The organism is Flavilitoribacter nigricans DSM 23189 = NBRC 102662, from assembly GCF_002646595.1.
GTDB lineage: Bacteria > Bacteroidota > Bacteroidia > Chitinophagales > Saprospiraceae > Flavilitoribacter > Flavilitoribacter nigricans.
In genome coordinates, this window is the sequence record NZ_PDUD01000047.1 from 61,643 (window position 1) to 82,208 (window position 20,566).

9 protein-coding genes are annotated in these 20,566 nt (G+C 51.8%); 8 read left to right on the forward strand and 1 reads right to left on the reverse strand.

Annotated elements, in window-relative coordinates; translation table 11 throughout:
• Positions 1-235 precede the first annotated feature (235 nt).
• A complete protein-coding gene (locus tag CRP01_RS34685) occupies positions 236-1,069 on the forward strand; it encodes a M57 family metalloprotease (RefSeq protein WP_099154680.1) in 834 nt (277 codons plus the stop codon).
• A 63-nt stretch (positions 1,070-1,132) separates the two neighbouring features.
• Here the strand turns inward: CRP01_RS34685 and CRP01_RS34690 are convergent, their stop codons facing one another.
• The gene (locus CRP01_RS34690) at positions 1,133-1,465 is read right to left on the reverse strand and encodes a TfoX/Sxy family protein (protein ID WP_099154681.1); all 333 of its coding nucleotides are present in this window, start codon (positions 1,463-1,465) and stop codon (positions 1,133-1,135) included.
• A 241-nt stretch (positions 1,466-1,706) separates the two neighbouring features.
• Between CRP01_RS34690 and CRP01_RS34695 the strand changes: the two genes are divergently transcribed.
• The 7 genes from CRP01_RS34695 to CRP01_RS34725 all read left to right on the forward strand — a co-directional run bounded on the left by CRP01_RS34695 (position 1,707) and on the right by CRP01_RS34725 (position 20,172).
• Positions 1,707-4,694: a PAS domain S-box protein gene (locus CRP01_RS34695; RefSeq protein WP_099154682.1), complete on the forward strand. Its 2,988-nt coding sequence runs from the start codon at positions 1,707-1,709 to the stop codon at positions 4,692-4,694.
• A gap of 505 nt (positions 4,695-5,199) precedes the next feature.
• A complete protein-coding gene (locus tag CRP01_RS34700) occupies positions 5,200-7,578 on the forward strand; it encodes an ABC transporter permease (RefSeq protein WP_099154683.1) in 2,379 nt (792 codons plus the stop codon).
• A 66-nt stretch (positions 7,579-7,644) separates the two neighbouring features.
• A complete protein-coding gene (locus CRP01_RS34705) occupies positions 7,645-10,089 on the forward strand; it encodes an FtsX-like permease family protein (protein ID WP_170110668.1) in 2,445 nt (814 codons plus the stop codon).
• A 138-nt stretch (positions 10,090-10,227) separates the two neighbouring features.
• Positions 10,228-12,681 (forward strand): ABC transporter permease, encoded by a 2,454-nt coding sequence (locus CRP01_RS34710; RefSeq protein ID WP_170110669.1) that lies wholly within the window; start codon positions 10,228-10,230, stop codon positions 12,679-12,681.
• Positions 12,682-12,752: 71 nt separating this feature from the next.
• Entirely contained in the window at positions 12,753-15,122 is a 2,370-nt protein-coding gene (locus CRP01_RS34715) for an ABC transporter permease (protein WP_143473670.1), read from the forward strand.
• A gap of 71 nt (positions 15,123-15,193) precedes the next feature.
• Positions 15,194-17,638 carry an ABC transporter permease gene (locus tag CRP01_RS34720; protein WP_099154687.1) on the forward strand — a complete coding sequence of 815 codons (2,445 nt, stop codon included), beginning with the start codon at positions 15,194-15,196 and terminating at the stop codon, positions 17,636-17,638.
• Positions 17,639-17,730: 92 nt separating this feature from the next.
• Positions 17,731-20,172 carry an ABC transporter permease gene (locus CRP01_RS34725; RefSeq protein ID WP_099154688.1) on the forward strand — a complete coding sequence of 814 codons (2,442 nt, stop codon included), beginning with the start codon at positions 17,731-17,733 and terminating at the stop codon, positions 20,170-20,172.
• The last annotated feature ends 394 nt before the right edge of the window (positions 20,173-20,566 follow it).

Sequence of the window (20,566 nt, forward strand, 5' to 3'; positions counted from 1 at the left end):
CTACTGCAAATATACGCATAACTACCCATAGAAATCGGACATTGTACCCCCAAAATTTAGACATTTTACCCCTAAAATGGCCGATTATCACCTCTGGACTGACATTTTCTTTGCTCTGGTGGTGCCGATTAAAATTTCAGACTTTCAAATTTTTCACCTATAAAATTTCCATAATTTGTAATAATTGACTTAATTGCGTCAGTAAAATTGTTTATTTCTAAAATAATTGACTAGTATGCAAAAACTGCTAAAGCTTGCAATCCCTGTGTTGGGATTGGCACTTCTCACGTATTCCTGCCAAAAAGACCGTTCAACAGACTTAGCTGTTGACGTAGTACCACAAGAAGTAATCGATCAGCTGACCCACATGGGCTTCAATCCGGACGGGATTGAAAGAGTGGAAGAAGGCTACCGGATCGAAAGAGACATCATCATCACCGATGAGTTCCTGAATTCTAAAGTAGACCGTCACTTCGTTCCTAATTTGGAACAGTACAGCACTAACAATCTGGTAACTACCAATGGTAACCGGGTGATCACTATGTACGCACCGGAAGGTGGTAGAAATGGTTACAGTGCCGGAATGATTGCTGGACTGGATCTGGCGATTGAACGCTACAATGACGAAAACCTGGGAATTTCTTTTCAAAGAATTTCAAATTCTAATCAGGCAGATATCGTAATGACGCGCCTGAAAAAAGGTGATGAGCGCAGAGGCGTACTCGGTTCTGCCGGTTTCCCTACTGCTAGTGGCGATCCCTACGATGAGATCAAAATGAGCGGTATTCTGGAGTCATCTTACGGTCTCAGCACCGAAGGAATTGCAACCATTATCGCGCACGAAATGGGTCACTGCATCGGTTTCCGCCATACGGACTATTTTGACCGCAGCATCAGTTGTGGCGGCGGTACTGCTAATGAAGGTGCGAGCACTGTAGGTGCCAACCACATCCCGGGTACTCCTACGGGTGCGACTGCGTCTGCCAAGTCTTTCATGTTAGCTTGTACAGATGGAGGTGATCGTCCGTTCAACAACGACGACAAAACGGCACTCAACTACCTGTACTAGAATGAATGTCTGATGGCTCCGAGCCATCCCGGAATAGCCCTGAAGTATTGATTTGCTTCAGGGCTATTTTTTTTTGCCGGTAAGGGCCGCCGCGTAGGCTTTTTCGGCCCAAGCGGTAAGTTCGTCCCGGTCTTCGATGATCTCGACGGGCACCTGGTAGTAGGTCGGTAGCTTTTTTGGGGTTTTTCCGTGGGCAAACGGCTCCATGCCCCGCCGGATAAATTCCGGTCGGGTCTGGTCGTCTACTTTGAAATGCAGTATACCGTTCATCAGGCCGCCGAACATGAGCCCATCCTTGTAAAAGCCCACTCCGCCGAACATTTTTTTGTGGGTAATGGGGCCGAAGCCTTCGAGTTGTTCCAGTACGAATTCCAGATAGTCGGGTGAAAATGCCATAATCAGCAGATTTTGTTTCGCAATTGGTGGATGTAAAAGTTAATTCGCATCCCGGCCGGAGGAACAGCGCCCGGTGACCGGCCGGTTGAAATCACCACTTTTTACTAAAGATTGCAACATATAGGATCAAAAGCAGTTATTATTTCGTAATTTAGTCAGACAATCGACCTCCCTCAATACCATCTTACCAGTTTATTGTTAAGAAATTGGTTTACTACTAACCCAATGTTATACATATACTATGGACACAGCTACTACTCAGCGGTCCTTGAAATTGCTGGAGGGTATTCACCGGGCAATTCCCTGTCTACTTGCTACCAGTGATTTTGTGGGAAATCTAGAAACAAGTTTACGTATTCTGGGAAAGGCGCTTTCATTAGATGCGGTTTTTGTTTCCGTTCTGGAGCCACCCATTCCGGTGACAGGAGATGACGGCGGCCTGATCCGCACCCCGCTTGTACTGGAAAAGCAAGCCGGCGTCTGGCGCGAATTGCTAAACCGGAAAGTAGACTGTGAACCGCTGCAATACAAGGAAAACCTGCTTACCTCGCCCCGTGCCGATCGTCCGATCATTGGTGAATTTAGCGAATTTTTTGACAAGATAGACCTGAACTGGAACGTAAAAAGTGAAGATTGGGTACACCTCATGCCGCTGTACAGTAACGGCGCCTTAAAAGGAGTACTCGGTTTTGGAGTAGAAGCCGGTTCGGCAAAAAAACTGGAATTCTATCAGGGTTTTATCGGTACGTTTATCGAAACACTGGCCAACTGGCTGGAACGCTACGAAGTCTTCAAACTGGTGCGGAGTGAAAGGGATCAGTTGCGGGACCTGGTGAATATGGGCGAGCCACTGGCGGTAAAAGACGCGGAGCTGCGACCCAACTGGGAATACTCCATTTCGGATGCCCAACTGCTCAATCGGAAGATCGTAACCACTATACCCGATCACGTCTTTATCATTGACCTCCACGATCACTCCAATTTGTATTCCAACCGATCGAATTTTCTCGGTTATTCGCTGGAGAACATTGATGATCCTTTCGAATTTTTCCAGCAACTGATCCACCCGGATGATATCGGACCGGCCTTCGAGAATTTTTTTGAGAAACTATCCGGCGCTGCGGATGACGACATCATCGAATCCGAGTACCGCATGTATACCAAAACCGGAGAGGTCGTATGGTTCAATGAGCGGGTAAAGGTTTTCAAACGGGATAAGCAGGGCGCCGTCTGGCAATATCTGAACATTCTACAGGACATTACCAATCGCAAGAAAGCCCAGGCTGCCGAGGAGAAAAGCAAAGAACGCTACAAGAATTTTGTTACCTACAGTACCGACGGTATCTACTATATGAACTGCGGGGTACCCATCGATACCCGACTGACTACTGACGAACAACTGAAACTCTATTACGATAACGCCTATATCGAGGATGCCAACCCGGCTATCGCCCAAATGTATAATCTGGAGCAGGAGGGAGATCTGATCGGGGCAACGGTAATGGAACTGCACCAGGGGGAACATTTTGAGATCAACCAGCGCAGTTTTCTGGATTTTATTAAAAACGGCTACCGCGTAGAGCATATCGAAACCATTGAAACTACCGCTGACGGCAATAAGCGGTATTTCCAAAATAGTGCGGTTGGCGATATCGTCAACGGTAAACTGATCGGGATCTGGGGTACCCAACAGGATATTACAGCCAAACGGGAAGCGGAAATCGCCCGGCATGAAAGCGATATCCTCTTTCGGAATCTTTTTGAGAAAAACCCCCTGGGCGTCGCCATTAGTGATGCCAGCGGTAAATTGCTGCGTTGCAACCAGCGGTTTGCCCAAATGCTGGGTTACGATCTGGACGAAATGCACCAGATGACCTTTATGGACATTACCCACCCGGAGGAGATCGACCAGGAATGGAAAACGGTCGGTGAGGCGATGGAAAAGCAAATGTCCCTGATGGTGATGGAAAAACGCTATATCCACCGCGAGGGACATATTGTCTGGGCCAACATCAATATGTCGCTTTGGTATAATGAGGATAAAAGCCTGAGACTGGCCATGGGTATGATCGAGGATATCACGGAGAAACGGAAGATCCGCCTGAAGCTGGAAGAGAACGAAGCTTTTCAGAAAGCCATATTGAGTACGTTGCCGGACCTCAAATTCCGGATCAGTAAAGATGGTGTCTACCTGGATCACTATTCCTCTCCCAATGATGACCAGGACCTGCTGGTGCCGCCGCAAGCGTTTTTGGGGAAAAATGTATTTGAAGTCTTACCCGATTACCTGGCCAATGCTACTTTGATCAATATCAAGAAAGCTATTGAAACCAAGCAGCTGCATTCCTTCGAATACATGCTGCCCATCAGGGGTAATATGTTCCACTTTGAGATCCGGATCAACGCCATTAATGAGAACGAGGTGATCGCCATCGTCCGGAATGTATCCGAACGGAACTGGGCTCAGGTCGAGCTTAAAAACAAGGTCAGGGAACTGGACGATAAAAACCGTCAGCTGAAGGATTACATCGATTCCAATATGCAGCTGGAAAACTTTGCCTATATCGCTTCCCATGACCTGCGGGAGCCGCTGCGCACCATGGGCACTTTCGCCCAACTGCTCGAAAAGAAATACGCCGATCAATTGGATAGTACCGCAAAGACGTATATCGATTTTGTGGTGCAGGGCTCCAGGAACCTGAATAACCTTATTGAAGATCTACTGGTGTATTCCCGGATCCAGATGCAGGAGAACCGCCTGGAGATCATCGATCTGCCGGAGTTGCTGCAGGAAGTAACGAGCGGACTCAAGGAATCTATCGAAGAGCAGAATGCCACCATACAATTTCACGGTATTCCGGCCGAAGTAACGGCTAATCCCAACCGGCTGAAGCAGTTATTCCAAAATCTTATGGCCAATGCGATCAAATTTAAGAAGCAAAACGTGCCGGTCGAAGTGCAGGTAAACTGCCGGGATCTGGGCGATAGCCTGGAATTTGAGATCAAGGACAACGGGATCGGTATCGATGAGGAATTTCACGAGAAGATCTTCCTGCTTTTCAAAAAACTGCACTCCCGAAAGGATTTCCAGGGTACCGGCCTGGGGCTGGCCATCTGCAAGAAAGTAGTGGAACAGATGCGGGGAGAGATCTGGCTGGAATCCATTCCCAACGAAGGATCCTCTTTTTTCTTCACTATGCCGAAAAACCAGCAGAGATTAGGCGATTAGTCGGAACTGCTTTGATCCGATCGGCCAACACCTTCCTGCTGTATTTTTATTAATCGATAGGGCGGTTTGCACCCCTTCCATGCTCCATCCGGAAAGCCCCGCTCCGGGGGAATTTCCTACTGTTCAATATCGGACACTTCCTGTTCGTAATCGCACAAAATTAGGGCCGAAATACTGTTGTTTTTTGTTGTATTTTATTGATTTTCAATAAATTGTAATTATTGGCATGTTCGTTGTCAGTAGAATAGGGTATTCCCGGAAAAGCCTTTAAGTGCAACATTTTCAGCCTGGTATCAATTAATTTTAGCGGGGTGGAGCAAAAGATAACGCCACCGACAGATCCCAATGGTTGAAGTTTAATTTCCGGAAAATACAGCTGAGCCTACGAAGGTGCCTCGAATATGATTTCGCAGACTTTCGTACATCAGAAGACCTTGCGGAGCGTTCAGCGTAAATCATGGACGCCAACTCAACATCCGACCAATTACACCTCAAAGTCTAAACGATGTTCAACAACTACATTAAACTCGGCATTCGGAACATTCTGAAAAATCGCAGCCTCTCCTTGATCAATGTTGGTGGCCTGGCCCTGGCCCTCATTGTGAGTATGTTCATTCTGTTGTGGGTAGGCCACGAGACCAGCTACGACAATTTCCACCAAAAGTCAGATCGCATCTACCAGGTAATGAACAATATGACGGCCGGAAGCGGCCAGATCCAGACCTGGAGAGGATCTCCGGCGCCTTACTACCGGACTCTCAAAGAAAGCCTGCCGGAGGTGGAAAATGCCTGCATGTTCTACAACAACCCGCTCTCCCTGGAATACCGCAATGAGTCTTTTCGGGAAACCGGTCTGCTGACCACGCCTTCTATTCTGGAAATGCTCGATTTTCCCCTGGCACTCGGCAATGCAGAGACAGCGCTGGAAGCGCCCTCGTCGATCATCCTCCAGGCGGATATGGCGGAAAAATTCTTCGGACCGAACTGGCGGAACAACGACAACGTACTCGGCTCCATTGTCAAAGTAGACGGTGGCCTGGAACTGAACGTCACCGGTGTATTCGAACCGGTTAGCGAACCGACGAACCTCAACTTCAAGTTCATGGTGCCCATCGAAGCGGAATTTCAGCACTATCCGGAAAACCGCAACCACTGGGGCAACTACAGCTACAGCACTTTCCTGGAACTGAGCCCCCAGGCTGATGCCGAACAGGTCACCGCTAAACTTCTGCCGGTGATCGCCGAGCATACGGAACTGGGCAAACCCCATTCCATGTTCCTGCATCCGCTGACGGACCTTTACCTGCATTCTCAGTTTCAGGACGGACACGCCGTCGGAGGGCGGATCAGCTACGTACGGATCTTTTCGGCCGCTGCCCTCTTCCTGCTGTTCATTGCGGGTATCAACTACATGAACCTGGCTACGGCCACGGCTACCACCCGCGCCAAGGAAGTGGGAATTCGGAAAGTAGCCGGTGCTCCCCGCAGCCAACTGGCCAATCAGTTTCTGGTGGAATCTATGCTTACTTCCGGCATGGCAACGCTACTGGCGCTGACCGTCGGTTTTTTCCTGCTGCCGCTGTTTACCAGCATCAGTGGTAAAGAGTTGAGCGGGCAGTTCAGTGACCCCGCTTTCTGGACGGGTTTCGCCGGTGTGGGATTGGGCATTGGGTTGTTATCGGGGATCTATCCGGCCTTTTTACTTTCCGGATTTAAAACCACGAAGGTGCTGAAAGGTAAACTCACGGATCGTATCGGGGGCCTGCAACTCCGGCGCGGACTTGTGGTATTGCAGTTTGCCCTGTCCGTTATCCTGATCATTGCCGCTCTCGGAGTGCGTTCCCAGGTGCACTACATTATGAATAAAGACCTCGGTTTCCAACGCGAGAACGTCTTAGCGCTGGAACTGACCGAGGATATGAACGAAAAATTCGATGTGCTGGAGGCCGGATTGTCCGGTGATCCCTCCATTTTATCCGTCGGTCGGGGCCACGAAATGTTGTTCGACGTGTCTACCGGTACGGGAGATCCCACCTGGGAAGGCATGGATGAAAGCCAGCGGGCCATATTTAAGATCCTGTTCGTCGATGAGGATTTTTTCGAAACGATGGGACTGGAACTGATCGCGGGTAAAACTTTTGATGATCAGATGGAGGCCGATACGGCCAATGTACCCATCGTGATCAATGAGACCGCCGCCCGGCAGATGGGATTTGAGGATGCTATCGACAAACGGGTCAGCTTCTGGGGAGACGAAAACCGCGTGGTTGGCCTGGTCAAGGATTTTCACAATGCTTCCCTACACACGAATATTCAGCCGCTGATCTTTTATTATTCTCCGGAAAACGCCGGCAATCTATACCTGCGTACCGCTCCCGGACAGACCCAGGCGGCAATTGCCAGTCTGGAAAAGAACATCACCCAACTGGATCCTAACTACGCCCTCAACTACGCATTTATGGACCAGCAGTACGAATCGCTCTACAAAGCTGAGATCCGCACCGGGCAACTGGCCAACATCTTTGCCGTACTAGCCATTGTGATCTCCTGTTTGGGACTGCTGGGCCTGGCGGTATTCAATACCCATCGCCGCCTGAAGGAGATCGGTGTGCGGAAGGTATTGGGAGCAAGCGTCATGCAGATCGCCGGTTTGTTGTCCCGCGAATTTGTCCTGCTCGTAGTCATTGCCTTTGTGATCGGCTTGCCGGTGGCGCGTTACCTCATCATGAACTGGCTGGAACAGTTTACCTTCCACGCGGAGATCGGTTGGTCGGTATTTGCGCTGGCGGGGATCGGTGCGGTTTTACTCGCCCTGCTGACGGTCGGCTTCCTCGGCGTAAAAGCGGCGGTAGCGAATCCGGTAGACAGTTTGCGAAGCGAATAGTTGTCTTTCGCCATGATACCGGGAGGATCCCCGGTATTCCCTGTAATCATTTTTAAAATTCCCGACATGCAATTAAAGACCGCTTTTCGTCAACTCAGGAAGCAGCGACTTCAAACCATCATCAACCTGTTGGGGTTGACCGTCGGCCTGACGGGCGCTCTGGTGATATTTGTCGGCCTGCGTTACGAGTGGTCTTTTGATCAGCAGCATTCGGAAGCAGATCAGATCTATCGCGTTGTGCAGCATACGCAGATGGAAGGTAGTGTGGAGCACTGGAATACCACGGCCTATCCGCTGGCCGCTGCGATGCGGCAGGATTTTCCCGGGATCGAAGTGACCCAGACGGCGGGGCCCTTCAGCCGCATCATCAGTTCGGAAGATCAGGCCGGTAATATCGTACGCTTCCGGGAGGATCGCATCCTTTTTGTGGACGGAGATTACCTTCGGCTTTTCGATTTTTCCCGGCATTTCGGCGATCCTGGTTCCATCTGGCTACAGGGTAACCTGGAATCGGCCTTCAGCGATCCGGATGCGGTGGTACTGACCGAAACCCTGGCCAATCGCTATTTTCAGGATGCGGTGGCCCGGGGTGAATCCCTGATCGGACGCACTCTTTTACTGAATAACAAAGATCCGCTCACCGTTAGTGGTGTATTGCGGAACCCTCCGGCCAATACCAGCCTACTGTTCGATATGCTGGTCCCCTACGAATTCTTTCGGAAAAATAACCCCTATTTTGCCGGCAACTGGTCGGGCAATTACAGGGGCACTACTTTCCTTAAATTCCCGGATCGGAAAACCGATATCGCCGCCTGGGAAACCCGGATCGCCGCCTGGCAGAAAAATTACCTGAAACCCGAGGACGATCAACGCATAAGTTATCACCTGCAGGCCGTCGATGAGATCCATACGGAAACTCTTTACGGCAACAGCCCCGGCAGTTATACCAGTAGCTCCAGTTTACTTTGGGTACTGGCCGGCATGGGACTGATCCTCTTGCTCATCGCCGTTTTCAATTTCATCAATCTGGCTACCGCCCAGATCGCGCAGCGTTCCAAAGAAGTGGGTGTTAGAAAAGTGCTGGGAGGGACCAACTGGCAGCTGCGGCGGCAGTTCCTCAGTGAAACCTTCCTGCTTACGCTGGTTGCCGGCCTCATCTCACTGGTACTGACCCAGTTCCTGCTCCGGCGATTAAACACCTGGATGGATATTGTCAACCTGGAATTACAAACCGGTTGGGAACTCTGGGCGGCTACGGCCCTGCTGATATTGATGATCGCTTTGCTGGCGGGAACCTATCCGGCGGTAGTGATGTCCCGCTTCTCACCGGTCACCGCGCTGAAAAAACAGGCGGAAGAACGGCAGTCCAAAGGCGTAAACCTGCGCCGGGTGCTGATCGTATCGCAATTCGGGATCGTACAGCTGCTGGTCGTCGCTACTTTGGTGATCGCCTATCAGATGAAATACATGCGCTCTAAAGATCTGGGATTCCGGCAGGATGCGATCGTGACCGTGGATATTCCGCAGCAAGATTCCGTCAAACTTGCAACACTCCACCAGCGTCTGCAAACTATGCCGGCGATCCGTAAAATGAGTTTTGCTTCCGGGCCTCCCACCACCCATGATGTTGCCTACGGCACAACGTATCGCCTGCGGGAAGAGGAGGTAGGTCGGGCCCGCAATGCCGAAATGAAGGTCGTGGACCTCAGCTATTTGGATCTTTACGAACTGGATATGGTAGCCGGTAAATGGCTGGGCCGCGCTCAGGTTTCCGACCGGTTTAATGGTTTTGTGATCAACGAAACGGCAGCGCGGGAACTCGGTCTGGATCCGGAAAATGCTGTTGGGAAAAACGTAGTGATCAACGAGGGAGAAGCTCCCGTTATCGGCGTGATCAGGGATTTTCACAATAATTCGCTGCAGGATGCCATCACGCCTTGCATCCTTATGTATTGGGGCTCGTCTTTTTTTAGTGAACTCCATCTGCAGGTATCGCCGCAGGGTGCACCGCTGGAAACAACGCTGAGTGGGATCGAATCCATCTGGCGGGATGTATTTCCGGATCGGATCTATAACTACCAGTTCCTAAGTGAAACCCTGGCGCGAAATTATGCCGTAGAACGACTGACCTTCCGGGCATTTAGCGCGGTTGCCCTTTTAGCCATTTTTGTGGGGTGCATCGGGTTGTTCGGTTTGGTGAGTTTTCTGAATGAAAAACGAAATAAAGAGATCGGTATTCGCAAAGTGTTGGGAGCCAGTATCGCTCAGATAGCGAGCCTGCTCTCCCGGGAAATGCTCGGTTTGATCCTGCTGGCCCTGGTGCTGGCATCTCCCGTGGCCTATTTCGCCATGAGGCGGTGGCTGGATGAATTTGCCTATCCGATCGACATGGAATGGTACTATTTCGTAGCGGCCGGTCTGAGTGCCGTATTGATCGCCGCGCTTACGGTGGGACTGAAGATCTGGTCGGCGGCCCGCATGAATCCGGTAGAAAGCCTGAAGAACGAATAATATTGTTGTTGCGATAAACAAAAGGGGAATGCATACGAGCTGTCCCCGATCAGTCTGCGGAAGTGAGGCCGCAGTTTAATGCGCCGGAAATGCGCCGCATCGTGGCATCAGATATCGAACCATTTAAACCGCCCGACTATGCTACGTAATTACCTTCGAGTTGCCCTCAGAAATTTACGCAAAGACCGCCTGTACGCCGGGATCAACCTTTTCGGACTGTCGATTGGCATCGGGATCGCGATCCTGCTGCTGCTCTACGTTCAGGATGAATGGTCGTTCGACCGCTTTCATACCAAAGCCGATCAGATCCACCGGGCGTGGGTAAAGGAACAGGTCGGTAACGAACTCTACTTCAATACCGTTACTCCCTTCATCCTCGGAGACAAGCTGGAGACAGACTTTCCCGAAGTGGAAGCCGTGGCCCGCTATCTGACCCTGAGTGACCTGGTTAAGAACGGAACGTTAAGCGACGAGGAAACGATGCACCTGATGTCCCCGAATTTCTTTGAAGTTTTCGATTTCAAATGGATCCGGGGGAATGCCCGCACCTTCGGTAATGATCTGCGCGAAGTGGTGTTGACCCCCGCCATTGCCCGGAAATATTTCGGTACGGCGGATGTAGTCGGACAGAAACTCTCCCTGCGGGTCGGCGGCAGCTGGCAGGAATTTCAGGTCGGCGGGATCATCGAAGAAGCGCCCGGCAATTCCGGTATTCGCTACGATATGATCATTCCCTTTGAGAACGTAAAATCCATTATCAACGAGCGGTCCATGCAAAGCTGGACCAGCGTTTTCCCCGAAACCTATGTACTGTTCCGGGAAGATGTGGTCCGGTCGGATTTTGAACAGAAACTGGCTCCTTACATCGATCAGCAGGTCGCCAGAATCTACGAAGCCGGTGACTATCAGGTCGGCTTTCAACCCCTAACGGACATTCACCTCAATAACGAATACCCGGTCGGATACGTACCGGTGAGCGACGGTCGCTATCCTTATATTCTGTCCGGTATCGCTTTGCTGATTCTGGTACTGGCCGGTATCAATTTTGTCACGCTGGCCCTCGGCCGGTCCGTCAATCGGGCCCGGGAAGTAGGCGTTCGGAAAGTGAGTGGAGCCCGGCGCTGGCAGCTGATGCTGCAGTTTTGGAGTGAAGCCCTGCTGATCGCGGGGATCTCCACGGTGGCGGGCGTGATACTGGCGGAGATCCTGCTGCCCCTTTTCAACGGACTGGCGGACAAAGCGCTGGATATTCACTATTCTCCGCTACTGTTGCTGGGTCTGGTGGGTCTGACCTTTGGGATTGGTATTCTTGCCGGAGTTTATCCCGCGCTGGTTATTTCCAACTACCGTCCGATGCGGGCGATCCGCGGTACGATCAGCAAGCTCGGTAAAGATAAACACGTTGTGTTGCGCGGACTGGTGGGCTTTCAGTTCATCCTGTCGGTGGTACTCATCATCTGTACCCTGGCGATGCAAAGCCAGATGCGCTACATTCAAAATAAAAACCTGGGTTTTGACCAGGAACAGACCCTTGTTCTCCCATACAGCGAGGCGCCTTCCAACGAACGGGGCCTGAGTATGGTCTACGAAGACGGAAAACGACTGGGGGAATTGCTGCGCAACGAACTGGCGGATGAATCACTCATCCGGGGCGTTTCGGTTTCCTCCCACGCTTTCGGAACCACCGGCTGGACGCAGGTAGGTTACCAGGAGGAAAGTAGCCAGCAGGTAAAATTCTTTCAATTGCTGAATGTAGACGAGCAGTTTCTGGACCTCAGCGGTATTGATCTGGCTACCGGTCGGGCCTTCAGCCGGGATATAACCACCGACGCAGAAAATGCGGTGATCATTAACCGGGCCATGGCGGAGAACCTGGGACTGAGCGATCCGGTCGGACAGGCCATGCCCAAACCCTTTGAGCAGTTCCAGATCATCGGGATGACGGACGATTTCAACTACGGAACCCTCCACAGCCCGGTAGAGCCACTGGTGATCACCATGAACCAGATCGGCATCCTGCGCCTGGCCGGAGATGTATCCTACAATGATACCCCTACCGCCAAAATGAATGTGCGGATCAACGGATCGGAAGTTACCGCCGCGATCAGTACCGTGCAGGAAGCCTGGCAAAAGGTGGCTCCCGACCAGCCTTTCGATTTTTACTTCGTAGATGAGGCTGTTGGCCGCCAGTATACTTCGGAACGGCGGCTGAGTCGCATCATCAGCACCGGATCGGTGCTGGCGATCCTGATCGCCTGTCTCGGACTGTTCGGTATTGCCACCCTCACCGTCGGACAACGCCGGAAGGAGATCGGCATCCGGAAGGTACTCGGAGCTTCCATGTTGAGCATTTTTGTTTTGCTGAATAAGCGCCTGACCATCATGGTGGCGGTCGCTTCCCTGCTGGCCGCGCCCATTGCCTACTGGTTGATGGTACAATGGCTGAATGACTTTGAATTCCGCGTCGGACTTTCCCCCGCCTGGTTCGTACTGGCGGCGCTTATTTCCGTGGGTATTGCCTGGCTGGCGGTGAGTTTTCAGTCCTTACGGGCCGCGCGCGTGAATCCGGTAGACAGTCTAAAAATTGATTAACCGAACCGGAGTGGTTGCCCGGCGATGATCTTTACCGCACGGCAGCAACTCCGGCTCATAGTATCAGCATTATGTGGAAAAATAACTTGAAACTGGCGCTCCGGGTTTTGTGGAAAAATAAAACCTATTCGCTGCTCAATATTTTCGGCCTTGCACTGGGTTTTGCCTGCTGTCTGCTGATCGGACTGTACGTGCAGAACGAATTGAGTTACGACCGCTATCACGAAAAGCACGAGCGGATCTTTCGTCTGGCCAACCAGGTGACCGGATCTACATACGAGAACGGGATAGCGAAGGTAACGGCTCCCTGGGGCGAAGAAGCCGGCCGTACCATTCCGGAGATCAGCTCGGTCTGCCGTTTTGTGATCTTTGGCCGCTCCGTATTTCGCAAAGGCGAACAGAATACCTACGAAAGCTTTGGGTACTTTGCGGATTCTACGGCGCTCAGCATGTTCACCTGGCCGCTGGTGCAGGGAGATTCCCAAACTGCACTTACCCAGCCCAACTCCATTGTATTGGATGAAAACCTGGCAAAGAAATACTTTGACGGTCAGGATCCGATAGGTCAACCGATCACGATTGACGGTGAGGAGTACCAGGTAACCGGAGTGATGGAAGAGGTGCCGGAAAATTCTCATTTCCGACCGCGCTATCTGGTGTCCCTGTCTACTTACAGCCATCCGGACATGAACGACTGGTCACGCTGGAACCAGTTCTACACCTACGTACAGTTGCGGGAAAATGCCGCGCCCGGGACGGTTGAAACGAAACTTCAGGTAATGTTGGAGCGGAACCTGGATGCGGAACGTGCCGCGGCTACTCATCCTTTTCTCCAACCGCTGGCCAGTATTCATCTCCACTCCAAACTGCACCGGGAGATCGGCACCAACTCGGATATCACCTACGTCTACTTATTCAGCATTATCGCCTTATTCATTTTGGTGATCGCCTGTTTCAATTTTATCAATCTGGCGACGGCCAGAGCGGTACACCGGGCTAAGGAAGTAGTGATGCGTAAAGTGACCGGGGCGACCAGGGGTTCGCTTATCCGCCAGTATTTGGGAGAATCCTACTTAGTAGTGAGTCTGTCCGTACTTCTGGCCCTGCTCCTGGCCACTACCTTTTTACCCTTTCTGAATACTTTCCTGGGAAGCGAATTGACGCTTGACCTGGCTCATAATGGTTTACTCACCGGAGCTTTGATCACCCTTACGCTACTGGTCGGGCTGTTGTCCGGAGCTTATCCGGCCTTTGTGTTATCGGGATTCCGGCCCGGAAAGATCCTGAAGGGCAGTGTCTCCCTGGGAGGAGGCAGCGGATTGCTCCGTAAAGGGCTCGTCGTGGCTCAGTTTGCCATCGCCGTTTTTCTCATTATCGGCGCTCTGGTCATTAGCAGTCAGTTGGCATATATCAAAAATAAAAACCTCGGGTTCAATAAGGAACAGGTCGTAGTGATCGATTTCCGCGATGAAGAAAGTGTCCGCAAGGCTGCGACTATTAAATCCGAATTACTGAGCTTACCCGGGGTGCAAACGGTGAGCGTAGCGGCCAATCGTCCCGGAGGCAGTGATTACGGGGTACCCTACGAGGCAGTCGGCCTGCCCGAGGACCAGCAGCCCGCTATGCGTTGCCTGGTGGTGGATCCGGACTTTTTGGATACCTACCAGATGGAACTGGCCGCCGGACGCAATTTCCGGGTGGATATGGCCACCGATTCGGCCGCTTATCTGATCAATGAAACGGCCGCGCGTCAACTGGGATGGGAAGATCCCGTAGGTCAGCAACTGGCGATGCCGGCAGTCGGACGCGAAGCGGGACCGATCATCGGTGTGGTAAAGGATTTCCATTTTCGTTCTCTGCAGGAACCCATCGCCCCGCTGTACTTTTTTATGGAACCTTCCTGGTGTTACGAGCTCTCTTTGCGCCTGGAAGCCAATTATATTGAGAAGACCCTGGCGGAGATCGAACAGAAGTGGGCTGTTTTCGAGCCGGGCCAACCTTTTACCTACCGCTTTTTTGACGAGTCATTCGATAGCCTGCACGAAGCGGAAAGCCGAACGGCAACCATCATTAAATGGTTTACGGTAATCGCGATATTCATTACCGGTCTGGGCCTCTTCGGCCTGTCTACCTATACTGCGGAGCGCCGTACCCGGGAGATCGGGATCCGGAAAGTACTGGGAGCCTCGGTAGTCAGTCTGGTCGGCATGTTATCCCGGGATTTTCTTCGGCTGGTGATCATCGGATTTATTCTGGCTATTCCACTGGCCTGGATCGTTACGAGGCAGTGGCTATCCAATTACGCCTACCACATCGATGTGAGCTGGCGGTATTTTGTATTGGCCGGTATCATCGCGGTGCTGATCGCTTTCCTTACCGTGAGCTACCAAAGCCTGCGGGCGGCTCTGGTAAACCCCGTAGAATCTTTAAAAAATGAATAAATTTTGGTGAGTTGAGTATTCGCTAAAGGAAGCGTATTTTCATTTCATCGTTTCATCAGATCATTTATAGGATGTTTAGAAAAAATCTCTTACTCGCTTTCCGCCATCTCAGACGGAACAAACTCTACGCTTTCATCAATGTGATCGGGCTGGCGATCGGTATTGCCGCCTGTCTGGTGATCACTTCGATCGTTCATTTCGAAATGAGCTTTGATGAATTTCGGCAAAACCGCGATCAGATCTACCGGGTGTACACCTCTTTCTCCGGTGTTTTTGACGGAACGAATCGGGGAGTGGCCACGGCGGTTAGCCCCTGGATCAAAGAAAACGTCAGCGGGGTGGCTTATACCAGTCCGTTCTTTACCACAGCATCGTCGGTAAGTCCGCTGAATGAGCAGGGCGTGCGCCTGGATGAGAGCCGGCAAAATGACCTGGCCGTCGTTACACCCGATTATTTTTCGGTGTTCTCCGATTACCAATGGTTGAGCGGTGAACCGGAAACGGCACTGAGCCAACCCAACCAGGTGGTGCTCAGTGATGAAAAAGCCTTTCAGTACTTCGGCGTGACCAATCCGCTGGATGCCGTTGGGCGGGAACTGATCTACGGGGATTCGACCGTGATGACCGTGAGCGGCATCTTCGAAGCGCCTCCTAAGAATACGGACCTGGTATTCCAGGATTTCATTTCTTTTGCCACGGTAGAAAACGGTGGTTGGGAAAGAAATTATCAATTAAACGATCTGAACAGTACCAATAGCTCTTCCCAGTTGTTTATCCGCCTCTTGCCCGGAAAGCAGCCGGAAGATATCAAGGCGCAATTTGCCAGTCTGGAAGAGCAGTATGCACAGGAAAATGACGATCACGGCTTTTTTGCGCATTATCAGTTACAGCCGTTTTCGGAGATCCACTTCAACAGCGAGCTGGGTATTTTTGATAATAGTCGCAGTCCGGCCCACCGCTCTACGCTCTACGTATTGATCGGGGTGGCGATCCTGCTGCTGATCGTCGCGGCGATCAACTTCGTCAATCTGGAGACGGCCCAGTCCATCCGGCGGGCCCGGGAAGTAGGGGTGCGTAAGGTGCTCGGCGGTAGCAAAGAAAACCTGATGGGCCAGTTCCTGGGGCAGACCTTTTTACTGACGTCCATTTCCATGGTGGTAGCGCTGGGTCTGACCAAACTATCACTCTGGTTCTTCTCCGACTTCATCCCGTCGGATCTGACTTTTGAGATCGGTGATCCGTCCACGCTGCTATTCATCGCCGGTACCACCTTAACGGTGGCGCTACTGGCGGGGATCTACCCGGCCTTCGTGCTGTCTTCTTTCCGCCCGGCTCTGGCCCTCAAGGACCGGATCGGTTCCATGGGTAAAGGCGGCGGATCCCATAACCTGCGCCGGGGCCTGGTCGTTTTTCAGTTCATTATCGCCCAGGTACTGATCTTTGGCACCCTGGCGGTGGGCCAGCAGATCCGGTTTATGCTCAACAAGGATATGGGCTTTGATAAGGATGCTATCGTTTATTTCTACATGCCGTGGCGGGATACGCTGTACAAAGATGCCCTGGTGGCCGAACTGGAACGCTGGCCGGAGATCCTGACGCTGAGCCGGCACGAGGCTCCGCCGGCGGAAAATGGCTATTCCTCCAACGTGATGAACTACAAAGATGGGGGAGAAGAAAAATCCCTGAATGTATTTCGCAAATTTGGCGATACATCTTACATCCATCTCTACGGTATCGAACTGATGGCGGGACGCAATCTGCTGCCGAGCGATACGGTAAAGGAAATGCTTATCAATGAGACCTTTGCCCGGCAGATGGGTTACCAGCAACCGGCGGATGCCATCGGCAAACTGCTCAGTTACAATAAAAAACAGGTCCCGGTAGTGGGGATCGTATCCGATTTCCATACGCGTTCCCTGCACGAACCCATTGTGCCGGTAGCGATTGCCAATCGAAGACCCTCGTTCGGGGCGGTCGGCATCAAGCTGCCTACAGCCGGCGGGGATGCCGATCAGTTGGAAGGATTCATCAGCCGCCTGGAAAGCAAATGGAAGGAATTTTATCCGGATGAGAATTTTAACTATCATTTCCTGGATGAGTCTATTGCTAATTTTTACGAAGCTGAGCAACGGACGGCTAAACTGGTCCGGACGGCTACGCTGGTGGCGATCCTCATTTCCTGTCTGGGGCTCTTCGGCCTGGTTTCCTTTGCGGCCAACCAGCGTACCAAGGAGATCGGGGTCCGAAAAGTACTGGGGGCGACGGTCAGCAATATAGTCGGATTACTTTCCCGGGAGTTCCTGATACTGGTGGCGTTTGCGTTTGCCATCGCCATACCCTTTGCCTGGTGGGCCACCACCAAATGGCTCACCGAATTTACCTTCCGGATCGAGCTCAGCTGGTGGTTGTTTGCTCTCTGCGGGGGGCTGGCCTTGCTGATCGCCTTCCTGACGATGAGTATCCAGGCCATCCGGGCCGCGCTGAACAATCCCGTGGAATCACTGCGGAGCGAATAAAAATGATGTCGCCGGGTTTTTGCAGTACGGAACTTTTGACTGCATAATCCGGTCGGATCAGTTAATCAGAAAACACAGAACTTAAAGATCAAATGTTGAAAATCACCTGGCGTAGTTTACTGAAGAATAAATTAACTTTTGGCCTCAACCTATTGGGATTAGCGGTAGGCATGGCGGCATTTCTGACCATAGCGCAGTATATGAAATTCGAACTGAGCTATGATCAATTTTACGGGGATGCCGACCGGGTTTTCCGGGTCAATACCTTCTGGTCCATCGATGGGGAGGAGGAGCGCTACGCAACGGCTCCGCCGCCGCTGGCGGAAGTCATCCGGGAGGAAATCCCGGAAGCCGAGGCGGTCTGCCGGGTGTTTTACTGGTCGGATTTTACCATGCGGCCGGAAAATGATTTCGAAAATGCCTACCGGGAAACTGAAGTGTACGCGGTAGATGAGAGTTTCTTCGAAGTATTTGATTTTGGCCTCATCGAGGGCGATCCTAAAACGGTACTGAGCGAGCCGACCTCCGTGGTCTTGCCGCGAAGCGCAGCGATTAAATATTTTGGAAAAGAAGCTGTGGAACGGGGTAATATCGTCGGCCGCCGCATTATGGGCGGTAAGGATGCCGGAACGCCCTGGACGATTACCGGCCTGATGGAAGATCAGCCGGCTAATTCCCATCTGCAATTCGAGTTCCTCGTTTCGGCCAATTCGTATCCGGATGACCTGTACCGCAATCAGATCTGGAGCTGGAACGTCATGCATACCTACCTGCGGGTATCCGAAAAAGCCGTCGCCGAAGCGGGTTGGAAAGCACAATTGGAGGAACTACTGGATCAGATCGTAGATAAGTACGCACTGCCTTTTATGGACCAGGGCGTAGCGGAATTCCGCAATTCGGGAAATCGGATGGAATACCTGCTACAACCGCTGACGGACATTCATCTGACCTCCAACTATCTGCGGGAGATGCGCCCGAACGGCAACATGACCTACGTAAAGGTATTCGGCCTCATTGCCCTGCTGACCATCTTTATCGCCGGGATTAATTTTGTGAACCTGGCCACCGCTCAGGCCAGCCGGCGGGCCCGGGAAGTAGGCGTTAAAAAGGTGATGGGTGCTTCGCGCCCACTGTTGATCCGTCAATTCCTGGCCGAATCCATGGTGGTGAGCGGTCTGGCGGCCGGACTGGCCCTGATCTTCACGAAAGGCCTGACCCGATTGACCGGTAATTTGCTCGACGTCAGCTTCCTGGAATCCGCCGACTGGAGCTCCATGGGGCTGATCGCCGCCGGCTTATGGCTGGTGGTCGGTTTTCTGTCGGGGATCTATCCGGCGTTTTATCTTTCCTGGTTCCGCCCGGCTGAGGTACTGAAGGGCCAACACCGTTCCGGCTGGTCGGATACGGCGATCCGTAATGGGCTGGTCGTGTTTCAGTTTGTGTTATCCATCGGCCTGATCACGGCCTCGCTGGTGATCAAAAAACAGGTGGATCTATTTCAGGACAAACAACTGGGCTTTACTAAAGAACAGGTGGTCGTGATCGAAAATGATCGGGAAATCGAAGAACGCGGACCGGCGTTCAAAGAAGAACTCCGCCGGCATCCGGATATTATTCAGGCCAGCTTTTCCAACGGTATTCCCGGATTGAATACTTACCAGCGGCGGGATTTCAAAAAAGAAGGAGACGAGGTTTCCTGGGGTGTCGACTGGTATCAGATCGATGAGGACCATCTGGAAACGCTGGAAATAGAATTGCAGGCCGGCCGCAACTTCCGGGCGGGGACCTCAGCGGACTCAACCGGCCTGATCCTGAACGAAGCGGCGGTTGCCTATCTGGGACTGGACAAACCGATCGGAAAGTACCTGATCAAAAATGAAGGAACCGAAGACGAAGAACGACTGGAGATCATTGGGGTGGTCCGGGATTTCAATCTGGAATCTCTGCACCATAAAGTAAAACCACTGGCTATTCAGTACTTCCAGGGATTTGTTTTTAAGGATTATATCACCGTACGACTGGCGGCCGGTAATCCCCGGGCTGCTATCGACCATATTGAAAAGAGCTGGCAGGCTTTCGAACCGGGAGTACCGCTACGGTACGGATTCCTGGATGTGCGGTACGATCAACTTTACAAAGGGGAGACCCGGCTGGCCAATGTATTTGCCCTCTTTACCGGTCTAGCCATTTTTATCGCCTGTCTGGGACTGTTCGGTCTGATCACCTTCGTGGTTGCCCGGCGCACCAAAGAGATTGGTATCCGCAAGATCCTCGGGGCCTCTACCCAGAGTATTCTGCAACTGCTGTCCCGGGATTTTCTGCTGCTGGTCGGCATTGCGTTTCTGATCGCCGCGCCTCTCAGTTGGTGGGCGATGCAACGCTGGCTGGAGAATTTCGCCTACCGTATTGAGCTGCACTGGTGGATGCCTTTGCTGGCCGGTCTGGCAGCGTCCCTGATCGCGGTGATCACGATCTCTCTCCGCTCGTGGTCCGCAGCCCGGGCCAATCCGGTGGATGGTTTGCGTGATGAGTAATGCCGACTTCCAGTGGCAGAAACCCCTAACGTATGCCCACTTCCAGTCGGTAGAATTGCTCCGACTGGAAGTGGGAGCTACTTTCATTCGTTAATTCCCTATCATTTTACAACTATTTCTACTACATTGCGTTGGAAACTATATAGAAATCTTGATAGTAAAATTAGCCTAGCCAATATCTGCGAAATTTTATACGATCACTACTGACAGAACTAAATCTTGCCTGCTAAAGGTCATTAGGAACATTTAAATCAAATAATTAGACTGGTTCATCCTCCGATTGGATCCTATCCTCAATTCCTGAGCTGGAAATTGGGTGATCCTTTTTTTGCCTGAGTTGTTGTGATACAGCAAACGGAAGCCTTTTTCACAAAACGAAATAATTACCAACTAA

Bases quoted from the DNA above. Each gene is read 5' to 3' on its own strand.
- CRP01_RS34720 (WP_099154687.1), top strand. From the start codon at position 15,194: ATGTTTAGAAAAAATCTCTTACTCGCTTTCCGCCATCTCAGACGGAAC.
- CRP01_RS34690 (WP_099154681.1), bottom strand. From the start codon at position 1,465: ATGGCATTTTCACCCGACTATCTGGAATTCGTACTGGAACAACTCGAA.
- CRP01_RS34700 (WP_099154683.1), top strand. From the start codon at position 5,200: ATGTTCAACAACTACATTAAACTCGGCATTCGGAACATTCTGAAAAAT.
- CRP01_RS34695 (WP_099154682.1), top strand. From the start codon at position 1,707: ATGGACACAGCTACTACTCAGCGGTCCTTGAAATTGCTGGAGGGTATT.
- CRP01_RS34685 (WP_099154680.1), top strand. From the start codon at position 236: ATGCAAAAACTGCTAAAGCTTGCAATCCCTGTGTTGGGATTGGCACTT.
- CRP01_RS34710 (WP_170110669.1), top strand. From the start codon at position 10,228: ATGCTACGTAATTACCTTCGAGTTGCCCTCAGAAATTTACGCAAAGAC.
- CRP01_RS34715 (WP_143473670.1), top strand. From the start codon at position 12,753: ATGTGGAAAAATAACTTGAAACTGGCGCTCCGGGTTTTGTGGAAAAAT.
- CRP01_RS34725 (WP_099154688.1), top strand. From the start codon at position 17,731: ATGTTGAAAATCACCTGGCGTAGTTTACTGAAGAATAAATTAACTTTT.
- CRP01_RS34705 (WP_170110668.1), top strand. From the start codon at position 7,645: ATGCAATTAAAGACCGCTTTTCGTCAACTCAGGAAGCAGCGACTTCAA.